Here is an 18,996-nt window from a genome sequence, read left to right as displayed (position 1 = left end):
GCCCCCCGCTCATCCGCCCGCGTCATGGAGGACGCCTCGCCCCCGTCGAACGCCCTTCGTGATGCCCGTGCTGCAACCGTCGTCCCGAACCGCCGAGTCCCAGCCGAGGCGGGGCGGTCCTGCCGACGATTTTGCGGACGTGGAGGCGCTGGCCCACGAACTGTTCCTGCGAACCGAGCAACTGCACACGCTGGAGAGCGAGAACCGCGAACTCCGCGAGACGCTGGAGCGGGCCCTGTCCGAATACGGGGATTTGTACGATCTGGCCCCGGTGGCCATGGTGAAGCTCACGCCGCAGGGCGTGGTGCGGTGCCTGAACGAAGCGGCCGCGGGGCTGCTGGGCATACGTCGGAGGACGATGCCCGGCCTACCGTTCGTTCACCAGATCCGGCAGGAGGACCACGCCGTCTTCCACCGCTTTCTCCGCCGCTGCCGAAACCGGCAGGAATCGATCGAGGAGGAAGTGATCCTGCACGCCCGGGACGGCCGGGAGGCCCCCGTACGGATGATCGGGCTGGCGGTGGACGGGGGGGCGGTCTCTTACCAGACCGCCCTGATCGACCTGACGGAGCAGCACGCCGCCCGGGACGAACTCTCCCGACTCAACGAGGAGTTGGAAGCCCGCACCCGCGAGGCGGAAGAGCGGTCCGAACGCCTCGCCCGCCTGCACGCCCGCGTCGTCGAGGCCGAGCAGGCGGAACGGCGCCGGCTGGCCCGGCACCTGCACGACAACCTCCAGCAGGAACTCGTCGCCGCCACCATGCAGGCGCACATCGCCGAGGGCCTGGCGGAGGAGGCCGGCGGGGAGACCGGCGACCAGCTCGCCGAGATTCTCCAGCGGATTTCCAAGCTGATTGACGCGGCCCTCACCGCCACCCGCACGCTGACGACGGAGCTGTCCCCCCCGCCGGTCCTCCACGAGATCGGCCTGCCGGCGGCGCTCCATTGGCTGGCCGACTTCTACGAGGCGAAGCACGGCCTGACGGTCGAGGTCCGCTCCGACGGCGAGGCCTGCGGCACGCCCCCCCAGGACGTCCGCGTGCTGCTGTTCGAAGCCGCCCGCGAACTGTTGCTGAACGTGGTGAAGTACGCCGGCGTGCGGACGGCCGAAGTCCACCTCGACTGTCCCGACCCCGGCTTTCTGCGGCTGACCGTCAGTGACGAGGGCGACGGCTTCGAGGCCGGCGACATGCTCGAACGCCGCCAGCAGGCCACCGGCCTGGGCCTGTTCGGCCTCACCGAGCGGCTCCAGGACGTGGGCGGCTCCGTCGACGTCACCACCGCCCCCGGCCGCGGCGCCCGCGTGAGCCTCACCGTCCCCGTCCCCGCCCTGTCCTGCGACCCGTCCTGACCGCGACGGCTACCGGGCCGCGGAGGCGTCGCTGACGACCTGCCGCAACCGCACCTCGCCGCTGACCGCCTCCCCGGCGGCGACGTCTTCCTCCCGAAACGTCGCCGTGAGGATCTGCCGGGCGCCGGTGCGACTGTAGTCGTAAATCACCCGGATCAAGCCGTCGTCGGTCTGCTGACCGTCCGGGTAAGAGACGCCGCTGCGTTCGTCCAACAGCAGGCCGCCGGTCCAGGTGGCGCCGTCGTCTTCAGACAGGAACGCCGTGAGGTGCGAGCGCCCGGTGCGTTCGTCGATCGGCCCGTGCTTGACCAGCAGGAGATTGCCGGAGTCCAGCCGCCGCACGAAGAAGCGGGCGCTGGGGTGGGCGATCTGCGAGGGGGTCAGTTCCGGCCAGGTTTTGCCGCGGTCGGTCGAGACGCTCTCGCCGATGCCGTAGTTCGTCCGCACCAGCATCCACAGGGAGCCGTCGGTGCGCTCGACCAGCATGTGTTCGTCGAAAGAGCGCACCTCCGTCGGCACGTGGCAGGCGCCGCGGAGCGTCCAGGTTTCGCCCTGATCTGCGGAGACGATCAGCCGGGCGCTGTCGTCGGTCTTCCGCCAGGTGGAGGCCGGCAGGACCCACTCGCCGGTGGAGAGGACGGTCGGCTTGCACATCATGATCCCGTCGGTGAGCCGGCGGGGGGCGCTCCAGCTCGGGCGGGCGGCGTCGGGGTCGTTTGTGTGCACGCACCACACGCCGGAGACCGTGCCGTCGTGGCCCTGCGCCTGCGCCCAGAAGGCGTACAGCCGGCCGGTCGGGGCGAGCCACAGTTCCGGGTCGAAGGCCCGCACGGGGCCGGGGCCGTCGGGGTCGATCAGCAACGCCTCCGCCCACGTCGCCCCGTCGTCATCGCTGGTGGAGAGGACGACATAGTTATTCTGATCCTCCCCCGCCGTCGGCCCGGCGTACCAGTTCGCCCACAGCCGCCCGCCGGGGGCGACCGCCAAACTGGGGATACCCTGAAACTTACGGCTCGACAGGCCGTGGGCAGTTTCCTCCGGCGGCCCGACATGCTGCGGCGGGGCGAGGAACGGTTCGGCCGGCGGGGCGGTTTTGGCGGAGGCTTGCAGCCCGGTCAGCGTCGCTTTCAGCTTGTCCGCGGCCGCGGGGTTCTCCGGGAGCGGCTCGTCGTGCAGCGCCGGCAGGATGTGCTTCCACACCAGGTCGAGCTGCGTTTGCAGGGTCCGGGTCTGCGCCGTCATCACGACGACGGCGTCCTGCTCCGGCAACACGACGCAGAACTGCCCGTCCTTGCCGTCGCCGCGGTAGGCGCTGTGCCGGCACTGCCAGAACTGAAAGCCGTACCCCTGCCGCCAGTCCGGGTTGCCGGCACTGGGGGCCTCGTCGTTCTCCACCTGCTTGGCGGTCGCCTGGGCGATCCACTCCGCCGGCACGAGCTGCTTGCCGTTCCACTGGCCCTTTTGCAGCAGGAGTTGGCCAAACTTCGCGATGTCTTCCGTCGTCAGAAACAGCCCGTAGCCGCCGATCGACTCCCCCTGCGGGCTCTCGTCCCACCGCGGCCGCTCGATGCCCAGCGGCTCGAACAACCGCGTTTGCAGGTAGTCCCGCACGGTCTGCCCGGTCGTCTTCTGCACGATCGCCGACAGCATGTAGGTCGCCGGCGTGTTGTAGCGGAACACGGTCCCCGGCTCGTGCGGCACCGGCTGGGCGAGGAACTGCCGAACCCACACGCCGTCCGGCGTGAGCTTCGGTTCGCTCTCGTGCCCGGCGGACATCGTCAGCAGGTCGCGGACGCGCATCGCCTTCAGGTTCGCCGACGGCTCGGCCGGGGCGGCGTCGGGGAAGAAGCTCACCACCTTGTCGTCCAGACCGAACTTTCCGTCCGCGATCGCCAGCCCCACGGCGGTGGAGGTGAAGCTCTTGCTGAGCGACCAGAGGATGTGCGGTTTCTCCGGCCCCTCCTCGCCCCACCAGCCCTCGGCGACGACCTTCCCGTGCCGGAGCAGCATAAAACTATGCATCTCCTGTACCTGATCGTCCGCCGCCTCCGCAAACGCCCGCACGCCCGCCGAGTCGACCCCCTGCGCCTCCGGCGTACTCCGCGGCAACGCCCCGCCCTCCACCGCCCGCGGCCCCGTCCCCCACAGCGACGCGGCCAACAGCAGGGAAAGGGCGAAGCGAATCACGGCGTCTCGAATGCAAATGAAGTGGGGAGCGGCCGGCGATCATCCCGGCGGCGCGCGGCGACTGTCAACCGGATCGATCGACCGCCCCCGATGGAACCGTCCTGCCCTGATCCGCAGCGCCGGCAGGCTCAACCCGGCGAATCGGAGCCGAGATAGAGCAACACCAACCCGACGACGTAGGCGCCGAGCGCCCAGGCGGAGTCGAGACCCAAATTGAACACCGTGCGGTTGCGACGCTCCAGCAGTCCCCAGAGGTAGATCGCCGTCAGCACGACGGACAGACCGGCCATCAGTAGGGCGGAGCGGTCCACGGCGTCGACGATCGGCCCGGCGGTGTAGGTCAGGTCGCTGGGCAGGAGCAGGGCGATCTCCAGCGTGTTCGTGCCGAAGATATTGGCGATCGCCATCGTGTGGTTCCCCGCCCGCACGGCCGCGGCAGTGGTGCTGATTTCCGGCAGCGAGGTGGTCAGCGCGACCAGCGTCGCCCCGACGAACCCGCCGCTCAGCCCGGTTTGCTCGGAGAGCGCATCCGACGCGGACGCCACGACCCAGCCGCCGACCAGCACGAACCCCGCCGCCGCCGCGAACTGCACCCCGGCCCAGAGCAGCGACGGTTCGTCGCCGTTCGCCTCGTCGCCCCTGGCGTTTGCTTCCGATCCGTCTCGCTCCGGCACCGCCTCACCGAACGACGATCCGCCCCGATCCGAGGCTCCGTCCGGCAGCGCTTTGGGCGTCCAGACGTCGCGTTTGGCGTAGCGGTCCATGAAGTACAGCGACAGGACGTACAGGGCCGCCAGGACGAACGGCCAGGCGCCGACGTGGCCGAGGATCGCCACGTCGCCGGCGGCGACGGCGACGATCGAGACGGCCACCTGCAGGATCAGCAGCACGCCGCCCAGCAGCAGGGTCGAATCGGGCGAGAAGTAGGTCAGCGCCCCTTTCACCAGCCAGAAGTCGATGACGGCCAGCACCGCCATCTGCATCGCCACCCCACCGAACAGGTTGTTGACCGCCAGCGAGGCGTTGCCCAGCAGTCCGGCGGAGACGGTGGTGGCGATCTCCGGCAGGGAGGTCGCCACCCCCAGCAGCAGCGCCCCGGCGAGGGCCTCGGACATGCCGGTCGCCACGCCGATCCGCTCCGCGTTCCGCGCCAGCCGCCCGCCGGCCAGCCAGACGACAAGGCCCGCCCCCGCCAGCAGCGCCGCGTTGCCCCACAGCGGGAATCCGGTGAAATCCATGGACGAACGGCTCGACTGCGGAACGGACCCCGCCGGGGCTCGGCGGGCGGCGGGACGGCGTCGACCGCGGATTCTGCCCGCCGTCGGCGGTCGGCCGCACGGGGCGAAACCGCAGCGGCGGCCGGGGCGTCCGACCGGGCCTCCCGGTTCGCCCCCGCCGCCTCACTCCGCCGGAGCCCCGGCGGCGTAGTAGGCGGCGACGTCCGCCCGCTGTTCCTCCGTCAATTTGTCGGCGATCTCGTGCATCAGGTTCGCCCGGGGCGTGCCCTCCCGAACCCGCTCCGCGAACAGTTCCAGTTGCGTGACGAGATACGCCGCCGGCTGCCCGGCCAACGACGGGTAGGCCTCCTGGGCGCCGGTTTGTCCCGCTTCGTTCGTGCCGTGGCAGTCGGCGCAGGAGGCCACTTTCTGCTTCGGTAGGCCTTCCAGGGCGATCCGCTGCCCTCGGACGACCGCCTCCGGCTCGAGCGCCGCCGCCGGGGCCGAGCGGGACGGCGTTTGAGCCGCGAAGTAGTCGGCGAGGGCGTCGATCTCCGCGCCGGTCAGTTCGGCGGCGATCGGCTCCATGATCCCGCTGGGTCGTTCGCCGGAGACGTAGGCTCGCAGGGCCTCGGCGAGGTACTCGCGGTTCTGCCCCGCCAGCCGGGGAAAGGCGCCGATCCCGCGGCCGTTGCCGTCCACGCCGTGGCACCGCACGCAGGTCTGCACGAACGCCCGTTCAATCCCCGCCGCCGACACCGCTGCCCGCCCGTCCGCCGGGTCACCAAACACCAGTTCCCGGTACTCCGCCTCCGTCAGCTCAGGGTAGGCCCGCAGAAAGGCGACGACGGCCCAGACTTCGTCGTCGCGATGCTCGCGGCCCTTCGTCGGCCAGGCGGGCATCCCCGCCAGCTTGATGCCGTGTTTGACAATCACGAACAGCTCCTCCGGCTCCCACTGGTCCAGCGAATCCGGCAGGTAGGGCGGATGCGGGAGCATCGCCCGGGCCACCCGCGGCTGCGGCGTCGTCGGATTGCCGTGACAGGGATAGCAGCCCGTCTGGTAGTGCCCGGCGCCGCGGAGGATCTCCCGCCGGTCGTCCAGCGTCGCCGGAACCGCCACGTCCAGGCTGTCCGTCGAAACGGACCGCGCCATCGAAAAGCTGAGGAACCAGCGGGTGATCGCCCAGTGCCCGCTGCTCGCCCGCACCGGGACGACCCCCGACACGACCAGCACGGCCCCGAGCAGCCCCAGCCCCGCAGCCGTGATCACGACCGGCTTCAGGAAGCGTTTGAGGGATGGGGACATGGCGAGGGACAAGCGGGGTTCGAGTCAGGCCGGGGGCGGCGTCGCCGGGCTCGACGGCGGCGAGAGCAGGTCCGTCGCCAGCGCCAGGCCGCCGGCGAGGTAGGCGGCCCCGCCGATCACCAGCATCACCGCCCCGCCGAGGTGCTGATCCTGCAAGGCCGTCAGGGGGCCCCACCCCGGCAGGTCGAACCCGTCATGGTGCGGGTAGACCGCCCGCGGGGCCAGCGCCAGTAGGGCTCCGAGCAGCGTCATGTGCATCGAGGTCAGCAGCAACCCGATCACCCCCGCGGCGCTGCGGCCCCGGTCGCGCGTCTCCCCGCCGGTTCGCCCCCCGAACGCCGCCCCTCCCCCAAATGCCGACAGCCAGACCCACAGGCCGGACAGCAGGAAGGTCCCCTGCTCCGCGACCAGCCCGAGGGCGCCGGTGCGGGCGAGGTGATGCGGCGCCGGGGCGTGCCACGCCCAGACGATCAGCAGTTCCGCGATCGACGCCGGGATCACCGCGAACAGCCACGGCGCCGCCGGCGTCGGGTCGCACCGCGTGCCGGCCAGACCCAACGCCAGCAGCGGGGCGGCGATCGCCACGTTCAGCATGTGCATCGACATGTGGGCAGTGAACGCCCCCTCCGCCGCCCGCGGCAGCGGCCCGATCCACGCCGCCGCCAAGGCGCCCAGCCCCGCGACGATCAGCAGCGGAGATTTCGTGCGGGCGGCTTTCACTCGCAGACCCCCGCGAAGAGAAAGGCCGCCGCCGTGAACAGCGTGGCGACCGCCGACAGCCCCGACAGCAACGCCGTGGCGAAGCCGAGGAACCGATGCCGGCTGATCGGGGCGTCGAAGTCGTGCGGGACCGCCTCGCTCGTCCCGACGCTGTGCCGCCGCCAGCCGCCCCAGCCCGTCCAGCCGATCGCCAGGAGGGCCAGCACCGTCACGACCGCAATATAAATCGGCAGCCGGCCGAGCGTCCCGAACTTCGCGCACCAGATCGCCGCCGGCACGTAGCAGGCCAGAAAGTGAACCGCCCACACCGTCGGCGCGAACGCCAGCAGCCAGAGCAGCGCCGGCCGCTCCGGCAGCTCAGAGGCGTCGGGCTCCCGCTCAGTGGCTCTTTCATTCTGTGATTCAGGACGAAAATCGCTCACGGCAGTTCCCCGGCGAGCAGCGGAAAGCCGGCCAGCGTCGCCGCCGTGATCGCGGCGGTGAGGGCCATGAAGTGCCAATACAGGGTGACGTTGCAGACGTCGGCGTCGTATTTGGCGGTCATCCGCCCCGCCGCCCGGCGGGCGATGAAGTATCCCTGCATAATCGCCCCGGTGAGGGCGTGCAGGCCGGTCCAGCCGGCGAGGACCCAGACGATCGCCGGGTAGACGTGCTCCGTCGGGTCCAGCCCCGCCCGCCACGGCGCCGCCGTCAGGGCCGCGGCGCCGCCGACGCTCAGCAGCAGCGCCGCCGCCGCGGCGCCGTAGAACCAGACGGCCCGATCCGCCCGGTTCCAGCGGCGGGCGAGGATCGTCGCCCCCCAACTGCCCAGCAGCGCCCCGCCGCCGATCAACAGCAGCGCCCGGTCCGGATCGGCGAGCCCCGGCGGGGGGAACTGCGGGTGCACCGTCCAATAAAAGAGATAGCCGAACACCAGTGAGATAAACGCCGTCATGTCGCCGATCATCGTGATCGTCATCGCCCACCAGCCGACCGCCTGCGGGCCGGAGACGTACAGCGGCAGCGACAGGCCCAGCCCCACGTTTTTCTCGTCCTTCTCCGGGATCCGGGCGGCGCCGGTCCACAGCCAAACCAAGATTGTGCCCAGCCCGAACAGTCCGCTGCCGCCGGCCCACCACCACCAGTGATAGGTGGCGAAGATAAACAGCCCGCCGGTGAACAGCGCCGCCAGCGCCGGCAGGAACGACGGCCCGGGCACCCGCAGGCATTGCTGCGGTTGGGCGTCGATGACGGAGGTGACCAGCGTTTCCCGCTTCCCCTCCTCCGCGTCCGGCAGATAGAAGCGGCCCTCGTCCACGTCGCGGACGAAGTTCGGCTGATCCCAGAGCGGATAGCGGCTGTCGATCTCCGGGATCGACCGCACGCCCCAGGGCCGGCCGGTCGCCTCCGCCAGCCATTCCAGCGTGCCCGCGCCCCACAGATTCCGCGGGGCGACGGGTTGCTTCCCCTTCGGCCGCAGCACGTCCCAGACGAAGACGAGGAAGCCCGCCGCCAATAACGCCGCCCCGCAGGAGGAGATCAGATTCAGCAGGTCCACCCCCAACCCGGCGGGGTAGGTATAAACCCGCCGCGGCATCCCCCGCAGCCCGCTCCAGTGCATGGGCAGGAAGGTGACGTTGAATCCGATAAGCAGCAGCCAGAAGGCGATTCGTCCCAGCCGTTCCGAAAGCTGTTTGCCGGCGCTGACGAGCGGGTAGAAATAATAGACCCCGCCGACGATCGGAAAGATCGTCCCGCCGACCAGCACGTAATGCAGGTGCCCGACGACGAAGTAGGTGTCGTGGGCCTGAAAATCGAACGGGGCCACGGCGACCATCACCCCCGTCAGTCCGCCCGCCACGAACGTCACCAGGCTCGCCAGAATAAACAGCATCGCCGTCGAACGCACCGCCGCCTTACCGACCAGCAGCGTCGCCAGGAAGCAGAATAATTGCACCCCGGTCGGGATCGCGACCGCCATCGACGCCGCCGAGAAAATCGCGATCGACACGCCAGGCAGACCGATCGTAAACATGTGGTGCACCCACAGCCCGAAGCTGAGGAACCCCGTCCCCACCGCGGCGAGCACGACCCAGCTATAGCCGACGATCGGCGTGCGGGCGAACGTCGGCACGATCGTCGCCATCAGGGCCACCGACGGCAGGAAGACGATATAGACCTCCGGATGCCCGAAGATCCAGAAGAGGTGCTGCCAGAGCACCGGGTCCCCACCGCGGGCCGGATCGAAAAACGGCCAGTCGAAGGCCCGTTCCATCTCCAACAAAATATCCCCGGCGATCAGCGGGGGGAACGCGAACAGAATCATCGCCCCGACGACCAGGATGTACCAGCTATACAGCGGCATCAGGTTCACCCGCATCCCCGGCGGCCGGCACTTCAGCGCCCCGACGATCAGCTCGACCGCCGCGGCGATCGAGGCGATCTCGATAAACGATAGCCCCAGCAGCCAGATATCCGCCCCCACCCCCGGTTGATAGTCCGTCGTCATCGGCGGGTACATGAACCACCCGCCCTTGGGGGCGGCGTCGAAGAAGATCGACCCGCAGACGAAGACCCCGCCGATCAGATAACACCAGAACCCGAACGCCGACAGCCGCGGGAACGGCAGGTCCCGGGCCCCCAGCATCTGGGGCAGAATGAGAATTGAAAACGCTTCGAAAATCGGCACGGCGAACAGGAACATCATCACCGAACCGTGCAGGGTGAAGACCTGATTATATCGATCCGCCGAGAGGAAGTCGTTCTCCGGAAAGGCGAGCTGCACTCGCATCAACAGAGCCAGGACCCCGCCGAATAAAAAGAAGGCGAACGCCGCCAGCGTGTACCACAGCCCGACCTCGGTGTTATTGACCGCGGACCAGTAGCGCCAGCCCTTCGGAGCCCGCCAGACCGTCATCAGGCGCTCCTCCTGCGCCTCCCGGACCGCTTTCGGCGGGGCCTCCGGCAGGGGGTCGACGTCTCCGGGGCGGACGCGGTCGTCGGGCGCGTCGGCGGGCGTCTTATTCATCGCAGGCCTTTCAGATAGACCGCGAGGGCCCGCAGTTCGTCGTCGGACAGGTGGTCGAAGGCGGGCATGTCCACGTCCGGCTTCAATTCGTCGCAGCGGGCGATCCAGCGCATCAGCGTGTCCTCGTCGTTCGGCAGCAGTCCGGCGCCGATGGTGAGCCGCCCGCCGATGTGGGTGAGGTCCGGCCCGACGCCGCCGTCGGCCGCGGTCCCGCGGACCGCGTGACAGGCCCCGCAACCGGAGGCGAGGAACAGCCGTTCGCCCCGCTCCGCCAGCGCCGTCTCCGGCGCCGCGGCGGGGGCGGCCTGACCGGCGAGCCAGGCCTCGAACTCCGCCCGCGGCAGCGTGCGGACGTCGAAGTTCATCAACGCATGGGAGGCCCCGCAGTACTCCGCACAGGCGCCGCGAAACGTCCCCGCCCGGTCGGCCTGCAGCGCCAGACGGTTCTCCCGGCCGGGGATCATATCCATCTTTCCGCCGAGGGCCGGGATCCAGAAGGAGTGAATTACGTCGTCGCTGCGGAGCAGAAACTGCACCGGCTCGCCGACGGGCAGACAGAGTTCGTTCGCCGTCTCCACGGGGCCGTCCGGGGTGCGGTACCGCATCCGCCACCACCAGCGGACGCCGTCGACTTCGACGGTCAGGCTGTCCGCCGGAGCGTCGCGGACGAGCGGGGGGATCAGGCGGAGGCCGTAGATCAGCAGCACGGTGAGGATCACCGTCGGCGCCACGACCCCGCCGCCGATCACCCACCAGCGGGTCGCGGCGGGATCGTGCCGCGGCCGGTCGATGACGATGGCGTAGACGGCCAACCCCGCCACGAGCGCCCAGATAAGGATCGCCCCGCCCAGCATCCACCAGAACAGGGTGAGCACCTCCGCGGCGGCCGGCCCGGCGGGGTCGAGGGCCGACTGCGTCCCGCCGCAGCCGGCCGCCGCGACGGCGGAAAGCGCCCCGAGCAGCGCCTTCACGGCGGCGAGGGGGCGCCGCACGGGTCCGGGTCGGTCGGTCATGCGGGGGGGGCGATCACAGGCGAGCGGCGGGATCGGAGCCGCGTGCGGGGGCGATCTGCGGACGGTCCTGCGGCGCCGCGGTCGCGTCAACCGGCCGGCCCCCATGTCCTGCGGTCACCGCGTTTTCCCCCTGCTGCGCTCGGGACGCCGCCGTCGACGGGGGCGTCCCGAGTCGGCAGGCTGCGAGGCGGAACCGGGACCGCGGCGCCGCCGCGCATTCCCACGCACAGGCCGCGCAGGACGGGGGCAGATGGACAGCTGGATCACCGACACGCTCCAGTCCTGGGGCTACGCCGGCGCCGCCGTGTTGATGTTGCTGGAGAACGTCTTCCCGCCGATCCCCTCGGAGGTCGTCATGCCCGCCGCCGGGGCGGCGGCGAAAGCCGGCGGGTATTCGCTGACGTTGATGATCGTCGCCGGCACGGTCGGCTCCGTGCTGGGCCAGTTGGCGTGGTACGGCGTGGCCCGCCGCGTGGGCACGGAGCGGTTCCGCGGCTGGGTGGAACGCCACGGGCACTGGCTGGGCACCTCGCCCAGGGACGTGGAGCGGGCCGACGCCTGGTTCGACCGCTACGGCCTGTGGGCGGTGACGATCGGCCGCCTCGTGCCTGGCGTGCGAACGCTCATCAGCGTCCCGGCCGGGCTCTCCGAGATGGGCCTGACCCGGTTCCTGATCGGCACGGCCATCGGCACGACGATTTGGACGGCACTGCTGGCGGGCGTCGGATACTGGCTCGCCGACACCCAGGAGACGATCAAGAGCGGGCTCAATTACGTCGGGATGGCGGTCGTTGCGGCACTGCTGCTGGCCTTCCTCTACCGGGCGATCAGCCGACACCGGGAACTGCGACGCGAACAGGCCGAACGCTGACCGACGTCGCCGGGCGGCAGCGTGCGCGTCAGCGGCGGAACTGGGCGACGTCGATGTCGTGCTGCTTAATAATCTTGTGCAGGCCCTGCCGGGAGAGCCCGGCGCGCTGGGCCGCGGCGGAGACGTTGCCGCCGTGCTCCCGCAGTAAGTGAACCAGGTATTGGTTCTCTGCGAGCCGCATCGCCTCGTTGCGGGGCAGGTCCGGCGAGAGCGTCAGTCGCACCCCGGCCGGCCCGCCGCCGTCGGAGTCGTGGGAGCCCTCGGGAGCCGGGACCCGCTTCGTCACGGCCCCGTCCGCACCCGCCGCTCGGGGAGAGGCGTCGGCCGGCGGATCGGTCGCCGCGGCCGTCCGCACGTCCTCGGGAAAATCCTGCGGCTCGATCAGCTCTCCGCGGGCCAGCACGACGGACCGCTCAATCACGTTGCGCAGCTCGCGAATATTTCCGGGCCAGCGATATCGCTTTAAAACGGCGGCGGCGGCTTCGGAGAACCCGCGGACCGGGCTGTCCTTCGGCTTGAGTTCCTCCAGAAAACGGTCGGCCAGCAGGTGCACGTCGTCGCCCCGCTCCCGCAGCGGCGGCAGTTCGACGTGGATCACGCCCAGTCGGTAATACAGATCCTGCCGGAACCGCCCGGCGTCGACCTCCGCGGCCAGATCCCGGTTCGTGGCGCACACGAACCGGGTGTCGACGGAAACCGTCTTCTGGGAGCCGACCGGCGTGAACGTCTGCTGCTGCACGGCGCGCAACAGCTTCGCCTGGAGCGGAAGCGGCAACTCGCCCAACTCGTCGAAGAAGGCCGTGCCGCCGTCGCACTGTTTGAGCAACCCCTCCGAGTCCGCCACCGCCCCGGTGAACGCCCCCTTTTTATGCCCGAACAGCATCGCCTCGAACAGCGACTCCGGCACCGCGGTGCAGTCGATAATTTGAAACGGCCCGCCGGAGCGGTGGGAATGTTCATGAAGGGCTTCGGCGACGACCTCCTTGCCGGTGCCGCTCTCGCCGGTGATGAGCACGTTGGTGTTCGTCGCGGCGATCCGGTCCAGCGCCTCGTACAATTCCAACATCGGCGGGCTGGCGCCGATCAGGCGGGGGAACAGACGCGCCAGTTCGGTCCGGTCTCGCTGCGGCGGGGCGGCGGTGCGGTCGCGGGACGCCCCCGCCAACGCCCGCCGCACGCTGACGAGCAAATCGTCCAGTTTCACCGGCTTGAGCAGGTAGTCGGCGATGCCCAGCCGGATGCTGTCGATCGCCGTCGGCAGGCTCGGCACGCCGGTGACCACGACGATCGGGACGCCCCGCCGGTTCTCGTGCTGGTCCCGGAGCAGTTCCAGCTGGAAGTTCCCCGGCATATTGAGGTCGGAGAGCACCAGATCGAACGACTCGGCGCGCAGCTTCGCCATTGCGGCGTCCGCGTCGGCGACGCATTCGCACTCGTACCCCGCCTGTTCCAGCAGCTTCGCGGTGGTGGTGCGAAACAGCGGCTCGTCGTCGGCGATGAGGATGCGGCTCGGCATCGGGTCAGCCCTGCTCATGATCGGCGGCCAGTTCCCCGACGCCACGTTCCCCGACGCCTGGGCCGACGCCGCTGCCGTCGCCCGGCTGGGGCGTGCGGCGGGGCAGGGTCACGCGGAAGGTCGTCCCGATCCCCGGCTCCGTCTCGCAGACGATCTCCCCGCCCATCGCGGCGACGAGGTTCTGGGTCACCGACAGCCCCAGCCCCATCCCCTCCTTCAGCTTGCCCTTCGTGCTGAAGAACGGCTCGAAGATGCGGGGCAGCGTGTCGGCGTCGATCCCCGTCCCCTGATCCACCACGGCGATCGCCACGACGTCGGCCTCCGCGGCCCCGACGCCGTCGGCCCCTGCCCCGGCCCCATCGGCCTCGGCAGGGCCGGCGGCGATCTCCACCCGCACCTCCCCGCCGGGCTCGGACGCCTGCACGGCGTTCCGCACGAGGTTGAACAGCACCTGTTTGAGTTCGTTCTCCGGCAACCGGGCGGCGGTCGGCTCCGGGGAGCCGTCCGCCCGGGCGACCGTCAGCCGCACGCCGTGCCGGTCGGCGATCAGGTCCAGCAGACAGAAGACGTCCCTGACGACCTTTTCCACGGCAAGATCCTCCGCCCGCAGCGGAGAGCTTCGATAAAGCTGATACATCTGATGAATAATGGCACTGATGCGCTCGATCTCCGCGTCGACTAATTCAATCAGCTCGTAATGCGGGTGATCAGGGGCGAGGCTGCTCCCGATCAGGGCGAACGCGTTACGGATGCCGGCCAGCGGATTATTGATCTCGTGGGCCACGCCGGCGGCCAGTTCGCCCACCGCGGCGAGGCGCTCCATCCGGCCGCGGTTCTTTAACAGGCGGGCGACCTGTGCGGTCCGCTCCCGGACCAGCCGTTCCAGGCGCTCGTTCTGCAGCCGGAGCTTCTCCCGTAGGGCCTGCCGGTCCGCGATATCGCGGACGCTGGTGCGAAAGCCCAGGGGCCGGCCGCGGTCGTCGGACATCGGCTGCCACGACACGGCCATCCAGCGCCGTTCGCCCGCCTTCGTCCGCACCCGGAATTCCAGATCGTTATGCGACCGCCCCTCGACCCCCTCCCGGAGCATCTGCCGCAAGCGGTCCCGGTCGTTCGGATCGACGATCGGCACCGGGTACTCCGGCATCGCCAAACACTCCTCGACGCCGTAACCGGTCACTCTCTCGACCGCGTCGTTGATCCAGACCGGGGTTCCGGCGGGGTCGTGCCAACTTTCCCAGTCGTAGGTGAAATTGGCGACGTACCGAAACAGGGCGTCGTCAATTTCCTTTCTCCCCAAAGGCGGTTCAGGCATGGAGGGCGATCCGGCGGTCGACGAATTCCGATGCGGCCCATCGGAGGCGATCAGAGTACGGTCTCGCGCCGGGGCGAACCACGGGACCGTCGAATCGCCGCCCGTTCCGTCCGGGCAAGCGTCCCGCCGATCGCCCACGCGTTGCCGGGAGGACAGCGGCCGAAAGTACAGATCCCGGGAGGCCGGATTCCCGTGATCCGGACCTCCGGTAAGCCGGACCCTACGGGGACTGGCTCCCCCACCCCGTCATCAGCAGCAGCGCCGCCGCGACGAAGCAGACCCAGAAGATCGGCTCGACGTATTGTTGCAGGTTGGACAACTTAACCTCCTTTAATCGCCCTGCGGGCGTGATCAATCGAGTGAGACGGGACGAACGGTCAGAACAACCAGGCAGTGGCCACGAGGAGCAGAATGGCGCCAAGGCCGGCCAGGGAGAGCCAGGCGACCGTGGCCGACAGGAACGCGTCTTCGGACATCGTTCGTTCTCGCACGTGGGAAATGGGAGCCACCGGCGATCCATCGGGGGGCGCATGAAACGGCCAACCGCCCGCTGACGGGGGTTGGCCGGCGAAACAAGACGGCGGAGCGGATTTACGAAACTGGCCCGCCGTCTTATCAAGAGTTTCGCGGTGCTGACGCAGGCCGCCGAAAACCCTCAGCGCGGAGGGGCGACCGGGAGGCCCGCCGCCCGCGGCGCCGGGGCGGCCGGCACGTGATACGCCGGTGCCTGGTAGATCACCCGGCCCTGCGGCGCGTGAACGATCCGCGGCTGCGTGACGACCCGCGGCTGGGTCGCGATCGTCGGAGCCGGGGCCGCCGGACGAACCGCCACCGAACCGAAGTTCTGGGCCGGGACAGTCATTCCGCGGGGAGCGGCGTAGTACTGCGGGGCCGCGTACGACCGCGGGGCGGACTGCCGGTACCGCTGGGTCGTGTTGTAGGCGGAGGCGTTGCCCCGGGCGTGGAATCCGACCCCCGGCTTCAGACGGTCAGCGCCGGTCAGCCCGGCAAACGAGGTCTCCGCTGCCATAAAGGTGACGGCGAGTCCGGCGATCGCGAGCAGTTTGCCGTGAGCGCGCAACATAACGACGACCTTTCGATGGGGCCGCATTCCGAGCCACGCGACGGAAGGGCGAGTCTTGAATCAGACCGTGCTTCGTGGCGGCCGGGGGGCAACGAGGGCGAGCCTCCCGGAAGCGAAAGACCACAATGCAGCAGGCGTGCCAATCGCACAGAACGCTATCCCGCCAGTGCCAGATGCGTCTCTGGCGCCGCGCATCCCGTATATTCACCCCGTTCAAAACAGGCGGGCCGCGGTTTGAAACAAAATTGCCGCCGCCTGGCGGCCGAACCGTCAACCCGCGGCGACACCTGTCGCCACGCGTTGACGTCAACAAAGATCGACGCAGTCCTGACGAGTCAATCGGCCGGTGCCCCGGCTCCGCGCTCGGGGAGACGTACTTCACGCGGACTTCAATCGGGAAGGCGCGATCCACGGCGCCTCCGACGTCTCTTGCCGTCAGGGTGGAGCGAACGTCCGCGGGCCGGCGGGCCTCCCGCCGGCCCACGCGGCCGCGGCGCTGCCACGGTCGCGCCGAGGAGATCGGATCGCATCTCCGGCATGCGTCGGTGTATCTTGCGGACGACCCACGGCCCCTCGAGCGCTCGGTCGTTTCCCTGCCCCGTTCGTTTCCGCCCCTGATGCGAATCCTGCTGTTCGCCGCGTTCGCAGTGCCGAGCGCGTTCCTGCAGGACAGCGGCCCCCGGAGCTTCGCGTCTCTCCCGCCCGAGGCCCCCTCCGCGCCGGTGCGGCTGGAGGCGGACCACCTGCCCAATCCGGTGCGGGTCCACCCGCGGGTGATCTCCGGCGGGCTGCCGGAGGGCGAGGAGGCGTTTCGCGAACTGCGGGATCTGGGCGTGCGGACGGTCCTCAGCGTCGACGGGATAACCCCGGACGTGGCGACCGCCTGCAAATACGGCCTGCGATACGTGCACCTGCCCCACGGCTACGACGGGATTCCCGCCGACCGCGTGAACGCACTGGCCAAGGCGGTTTCGGAGTTGGAGGGGCCGATCTACATTCACTGCCACCACGGCAAGCACCGCAGCCCGGCGGCGGCGGCGACCGCCTGCGTGGCCGCCGGTTTGCTCCCGCCCGAGGACGCGGTCCCGATCCTGACGCTCGCCGGGACCAGTCCGAAGTACCGCGGGCTGTACCGCTCCGCGGAGCGGGCCCGCCCCCTCGGCGACGCGTTCCTGAAGGCGTTGGCGGTCGAGTTCCCGGAGAAGGCGGCGATTCCCCCCACGGCCGAGGCGATGATCGCCCTCGAACGCACGCAGACCTATATCAAAGCGATTGCCGACGCCGGCTGGCGGGCCCCGGCGGATCATCCGGACCTCGACCCGGCGCACGAGGCCCTGCTGTTCCGCGAGCAGTTCGCCGAACTGCTGCGGACCGAGGAGACGCGGGCCCAGCCCGATGAATACCGCCGACTGCTCCGGGACTCCGAGCAGGCCGCCCGCGACCTTGAAACCGGCCTCCGCGGCTGGACGACGACCACGGGGAGCGAGCCGCCGCCTGCCCTCCGCCGGGCCGCCGAGCGGATCGCGGCGAACTGCACGGCCTGTCACGTGAGGTTCCGCGACGTCCCGCTCGACGAGCAGACCGCCCCCGGCGGCCCGGATCGCTGACGCGCCGGCCGCTGAACGCCGAGCGATTCGCTCAGTCCTCCCGACTTCAATGCCTTAGTCAAACCGGGCGGGACGCTCGCACACCGCCCGCCGACGCCGTGAGGAGCGGGCCGGCGGTTGCCGACCTCAACTCGTCGCCCGCGGCGGTTCATTCAATGCGAATTATTCGGGAATCGGCCAACTGGCGGCGGCCCGGCGGGCGACGTCCGGGTGCGCCGCGTCGGTGTCGCCCGCGTCCCGTCGCAGGGCGTTCAGGCGGTTGCGGAGCGTGCGGGCCAGCGGTGCGTACTCCGCGTCGGCGATCACGTTGTGCTGCTCCTCCGGGTCCGTCCGCAGGTCGTACAGCTCCCAGTGCGGCTCCGTCGGCTCCGGCAGGGCGCCGCGGGCGTCCAGCGGCAGGCCGTAGAAGAAGACGAGCTTCGCCTCCGGCGTCCGCACGCCGTAGTGGGCCGGCACGTCGTGGTGCGTCATGTGCATCCAGTACCGATAATAGGCCTCCGCCGGACGCTCCTGCGTTTCGCCGCGGAGCAGCGGGGCGAAGCTGGTTCCGTCCATCGAGTCCGGCGTCGGCACGCCGGCGAACTCCAGCAGCGTGGGGGCGAAGTCCACGTTCCCAACGAACGCGTCCTGCGTCGCCCCCGGCGTCGGGGCGTCCGGGAACGCGGTCCGCAGCGACTCCGGCAGACGGACGAGCAGCGGAATCCGCAGCGATTCCTCGTAGATCCAGCGCTTATCGATCAGGTCGTGCTCGCCCAACATGAAGCCCTGATCGGACGTGTAAACGATCAGGGTGTTTTCCAACTCGCCAGTCTGGCGGAGGTGGGCGATCAATTTGGCGAAGTTGTCGTCCACGCCGCGGACGCAGCGGAGGTACTTCGTCAGATAGCGGCGGTAGGACTCGCGCGTGTACGGCTCCGGCGGCAGGTCCTGGTCGACGAACATGTGCATGCCCATGTTCCGGCGGACGTTTCGCGAGCCGACCGACGTGCCGTACGGCTGCCGCCCCAGCGGGCCGAACCCCTCGCGGTTCCGCAGCGAGGGCGGCTCCGGGATCTCCGCGTCCTCATAGAGGAAGTCGTACCGCTCCGCGTTCTGGAAGTCGTCGTGCGGGGCCTTGAAGTGGTGCATCAAGAAGAACGGCTTGTCCGATTTCCGGTTCTCCAACCACTTCAGGGAGAGCTCCGTGACGGCGTCGGAGACGTGAATGCCGTCGTACCGGTTGAACTGAAAGACGTTCTGCGGCCACGGCTTGGGGCCCCGCACTCGGAAGGTCGGGTTGTGATACTGCCCCTGCCCCGGGAGGACGACGTAGTGGTCGAAGGCGGCCGGCTCCGCCTGGAGGTGCCACTTGCCGATCATCGCGGTCTCGTAGCCCGCCTCGCCCATCAACCGGGCGAGCGTCTGTCGCTCCGCGGGCAGTTCGCCGACCAGCGTCCGCAGGCCGTGACGGTGACTGCGCTGTCCGGTCAGCAGCGTGGCCCGGGAGGGCACGCAGATGCTGTTTTCGCAGAAGGCGTTCGTGAATCGCACCCCCTCCGCGGCGAAGCGGTCCAGGTGCGGCGTCGGGTCCAGCCCCGCCAGGCGACCGCCGTACGCCCCGATCGCGTGGGCGGCGTGGTCGTCCGACATGACCCACAGCACGTTCGGCGTGCCGGCCGCCGGGCTGCCGGCGCCCGCCCCCGCAAACACCGCGTCTTGAACGCCCAGTGCGAGACAGCAGAGCGTGAGCGAGCGGATCATGCGGAGCGGACGGCGAGGGAAAATGCGATTCGACCGGCCCAGCCTACGGCGCCGCCCGCG

15 protein-coding genes are annotated in these 18,996 nt (G+C 70.0%); 3 read left to right on the top strand and 12 right to left on the bottom strand.

The features are described 5' to 3' along the window. The first annotated feature begins 61 nt into the window (after positions 1–61). Entirely contained in the window at positions 62–1,351 is a 1,290-nt protein-coding gene (locus CA12_RS11470; protein WP_145359078.1) for a PAS domain-containing sensor histidine kinase, read from the top strand. A gap of 9 nt (positions 1,352–1,360) precedes the next feature. Here CA12_RS11470 and CA12_RS22510 read toward each other — a convergent pair whose 3' ends face one another. The 7 genes from CA12_RS22510 to coxB all read right to left on the bottom strand — a co-directional run bounded on the left by CA12_RS22510 (position 1,361) and on the right by coxB (position 10,803). Continuing rightward, positions 1,361–3,538 (bottom strand): serine hydrolase, encoded by a 2,178-nt coding sequence (locus tag CA12_RS22510; protein WP_207621956.1) that lies wholly within the window; start codon positions 3,536–3,538, stop codon positions 1,361–1,363. A gap of 128 nt (positions 3,539–3,666) precedes the next feature. Then, positions 3,667–4,776 (bottom strand): sodium:calcium antiporter, encoded by a 1,110-nt coding sequence (locus CA12_RS11460; protein ID WP_145359077.1) that lies wholly within the window; start codon positions 4,774–4,776, stop codon positions 3,667–3,669. Positions 4,777–4,938: 162 nt separating this feature from the next. Then, entirely contained in the window at positions 4,939–6,063 is a 1,125-nt protein-coding gene (locus CA12_RS11455; protein WP_145359076.1) for a c-type cytochrome, read from the bottom strand. 24 nt (positions 6,064–6,087) lie between these two features. Further along, positions 6,088–6,783, bottom strand: a complete 696-nt coding sequence (locus CA12_RS11450; protein ID WP_242687860.1) for a cytochrome c oxidase assembly protein — start codon at positions 6,781–6,783, stop codon at positions 6,088–6,090. Next, positions 6,780–7,205 (bottom strand): hypothetical protein, encoded by a 426-nt coding sequence (locus CA12_RS11445; RefSeq protein ID WP_207622252.1) that lies wholly within the window; start codon positions 7,203–7,205, stop codon positions 6,780–6,782. The genes CA12_RS11450 and CA12_RS11445 overlap by 4 nt, the downstream gene beginning before the upstream one ends. Then, entirely contained in the window at positions 7,202–9,790 is a 2,589-nt protein-coding gene (ctaD, locus tag CA12_RS11440) for a cytochrome c oxidase subunit I (protein ID WP_145359075.1), read from the bottom strand. The genes CA12_RS11445 and ctaD overlap by 4 nt, the downstream gene beginning before the upstream one ends. After that, positions 9,787–10,803 carry a cytochrome c oxidase subunit II gene (gene coxB, locus CA12_RS11435; protein ID WP_145359074.1) on the bottom strand — a complete coding sequence of 339 codons (1,017 nt, stop codon included), beginning with the start codon at positions 10,801–10,803 and terminating at the stop codon, positions 9,787–9,789. Before coxB ends, ctaD begins: the two co-directional genes overlap by 4 nt. A 250-nt stretch (positions 10,804–11,053) precedes the next feature. On the opposite strand from coxB, the gene CA12_RS11430 reads away from it, so the two are divergent. After that, positions 11,054–11,674 (top strand): DedA family protein, encoded by a 621-nt coding sequence (locus CA12_RS11430; protein ID WP_145359073.1) that lies wholly within the window; start codon positions 11,054–11,056, stop codon positions 11,672–11,674. Positions 11,675–11,702: 28 nt separating this feature from the next. Here the strand turns inward: CA12_RS11430 and CA12_RS11425 are convergent, their stop codons facing one another. The 4 genes from CA12_RS11425 to CA12_RS11415 form a co-directional block, all read right to left on the bottom strand. Beyond that, positions 11,703–13,208 (bottom strand): sigma-54-dependent transcriptional regulator, encoded by a 1,506-nt coding sequence (locus CA12_RS11425; protein ID WP_242687859.1) that lies wholly within the window; start codon positions 13,206–13,208, stop codon positions 11,703–11,705. After that, on the bottom strand, positions 13,195–14,505 hold the full coding sequence (locus tag CA12_RS11420; protein ID WP_145359071.1) for a two-component system sensor histidine kinase NtrB: 1,311 nt from the start codon (positions 14,503–14,505) through the stop codon (positions 13,195–13,197). The genes CA12_RS11425 and CA12_RS11420 overlap by 14 nt, the downstream gene beginning before the upstream one ends. Positions 14,506–14,725: 220 nt before the next feature. Beyond that, entirely contained in the window at positions 14,726–14,860 is a 135-nt protein-coding gene (locus CA12_RS23005; protein ID WP_261342348.1) for a hypothetical protein, read from the bottom strand. 300 nt (positions 14,861–15,160) lie between these two features. Next, positions 15,161–15,589, bottom strand: a complete 429-nt coding sequence (locus CA12_RS11415; protein ID WP_145359070.1) for a hypothetical protein — start codon at positions 15,587–15,589, stop codon at positions 15,161–15,163. A 617-nt stretch (positions 15,590–16,206) separates the two neighbouring features. Here CA12_RS11415 and CA12_RS11410 point away from each other — a divergent pair. Then, positions 16,207–17,196 carry a protein-tyrosine phosphatase family protein gene (locus tag CA12_RS11410; RefSeq protein ID WP_165700701.1) on the top strand — a complete coding sequence of 330 codons (990 nt, stop codon included), beginning with the start codon at positions 16,207–16,209 and terminating at the stop codon, positions 17,194–17,196. A 162-nt stretch (positions 17,197–17,358) separates the two neighbouring features. Here CA12_RS11410 and CA12_RS11405 read toward each other — a convergent pair whose 3' ends face one another. Next, a complete protein-coding gene (locus CA12_RS11405; protein ID WP_242687858.1) occupies positions 17,359–18,936 on the bottom strand; it encodes a sulfatase family protein in 1,578 nt (525 codons plus the stop codon). Positions 18,937–18,996 lie beyond the last annotated feature (60 nt).

The sequence above is a fragment of the Alienimonas californiensis genome (assembly GCF_007743815.1).
GTDB classification, from domain to species: Bacteria; Planctomycetota; Planctomycetia; order Planctomycetales; family Planctomycetaceae; genus Alienimonas; species Alienimonas californiensis.
The sequence above is the reverse complement of the archived record's forward strand: the minus strand, read 5'-3'. Positions and strand labels throughout refer to the sequence as shown.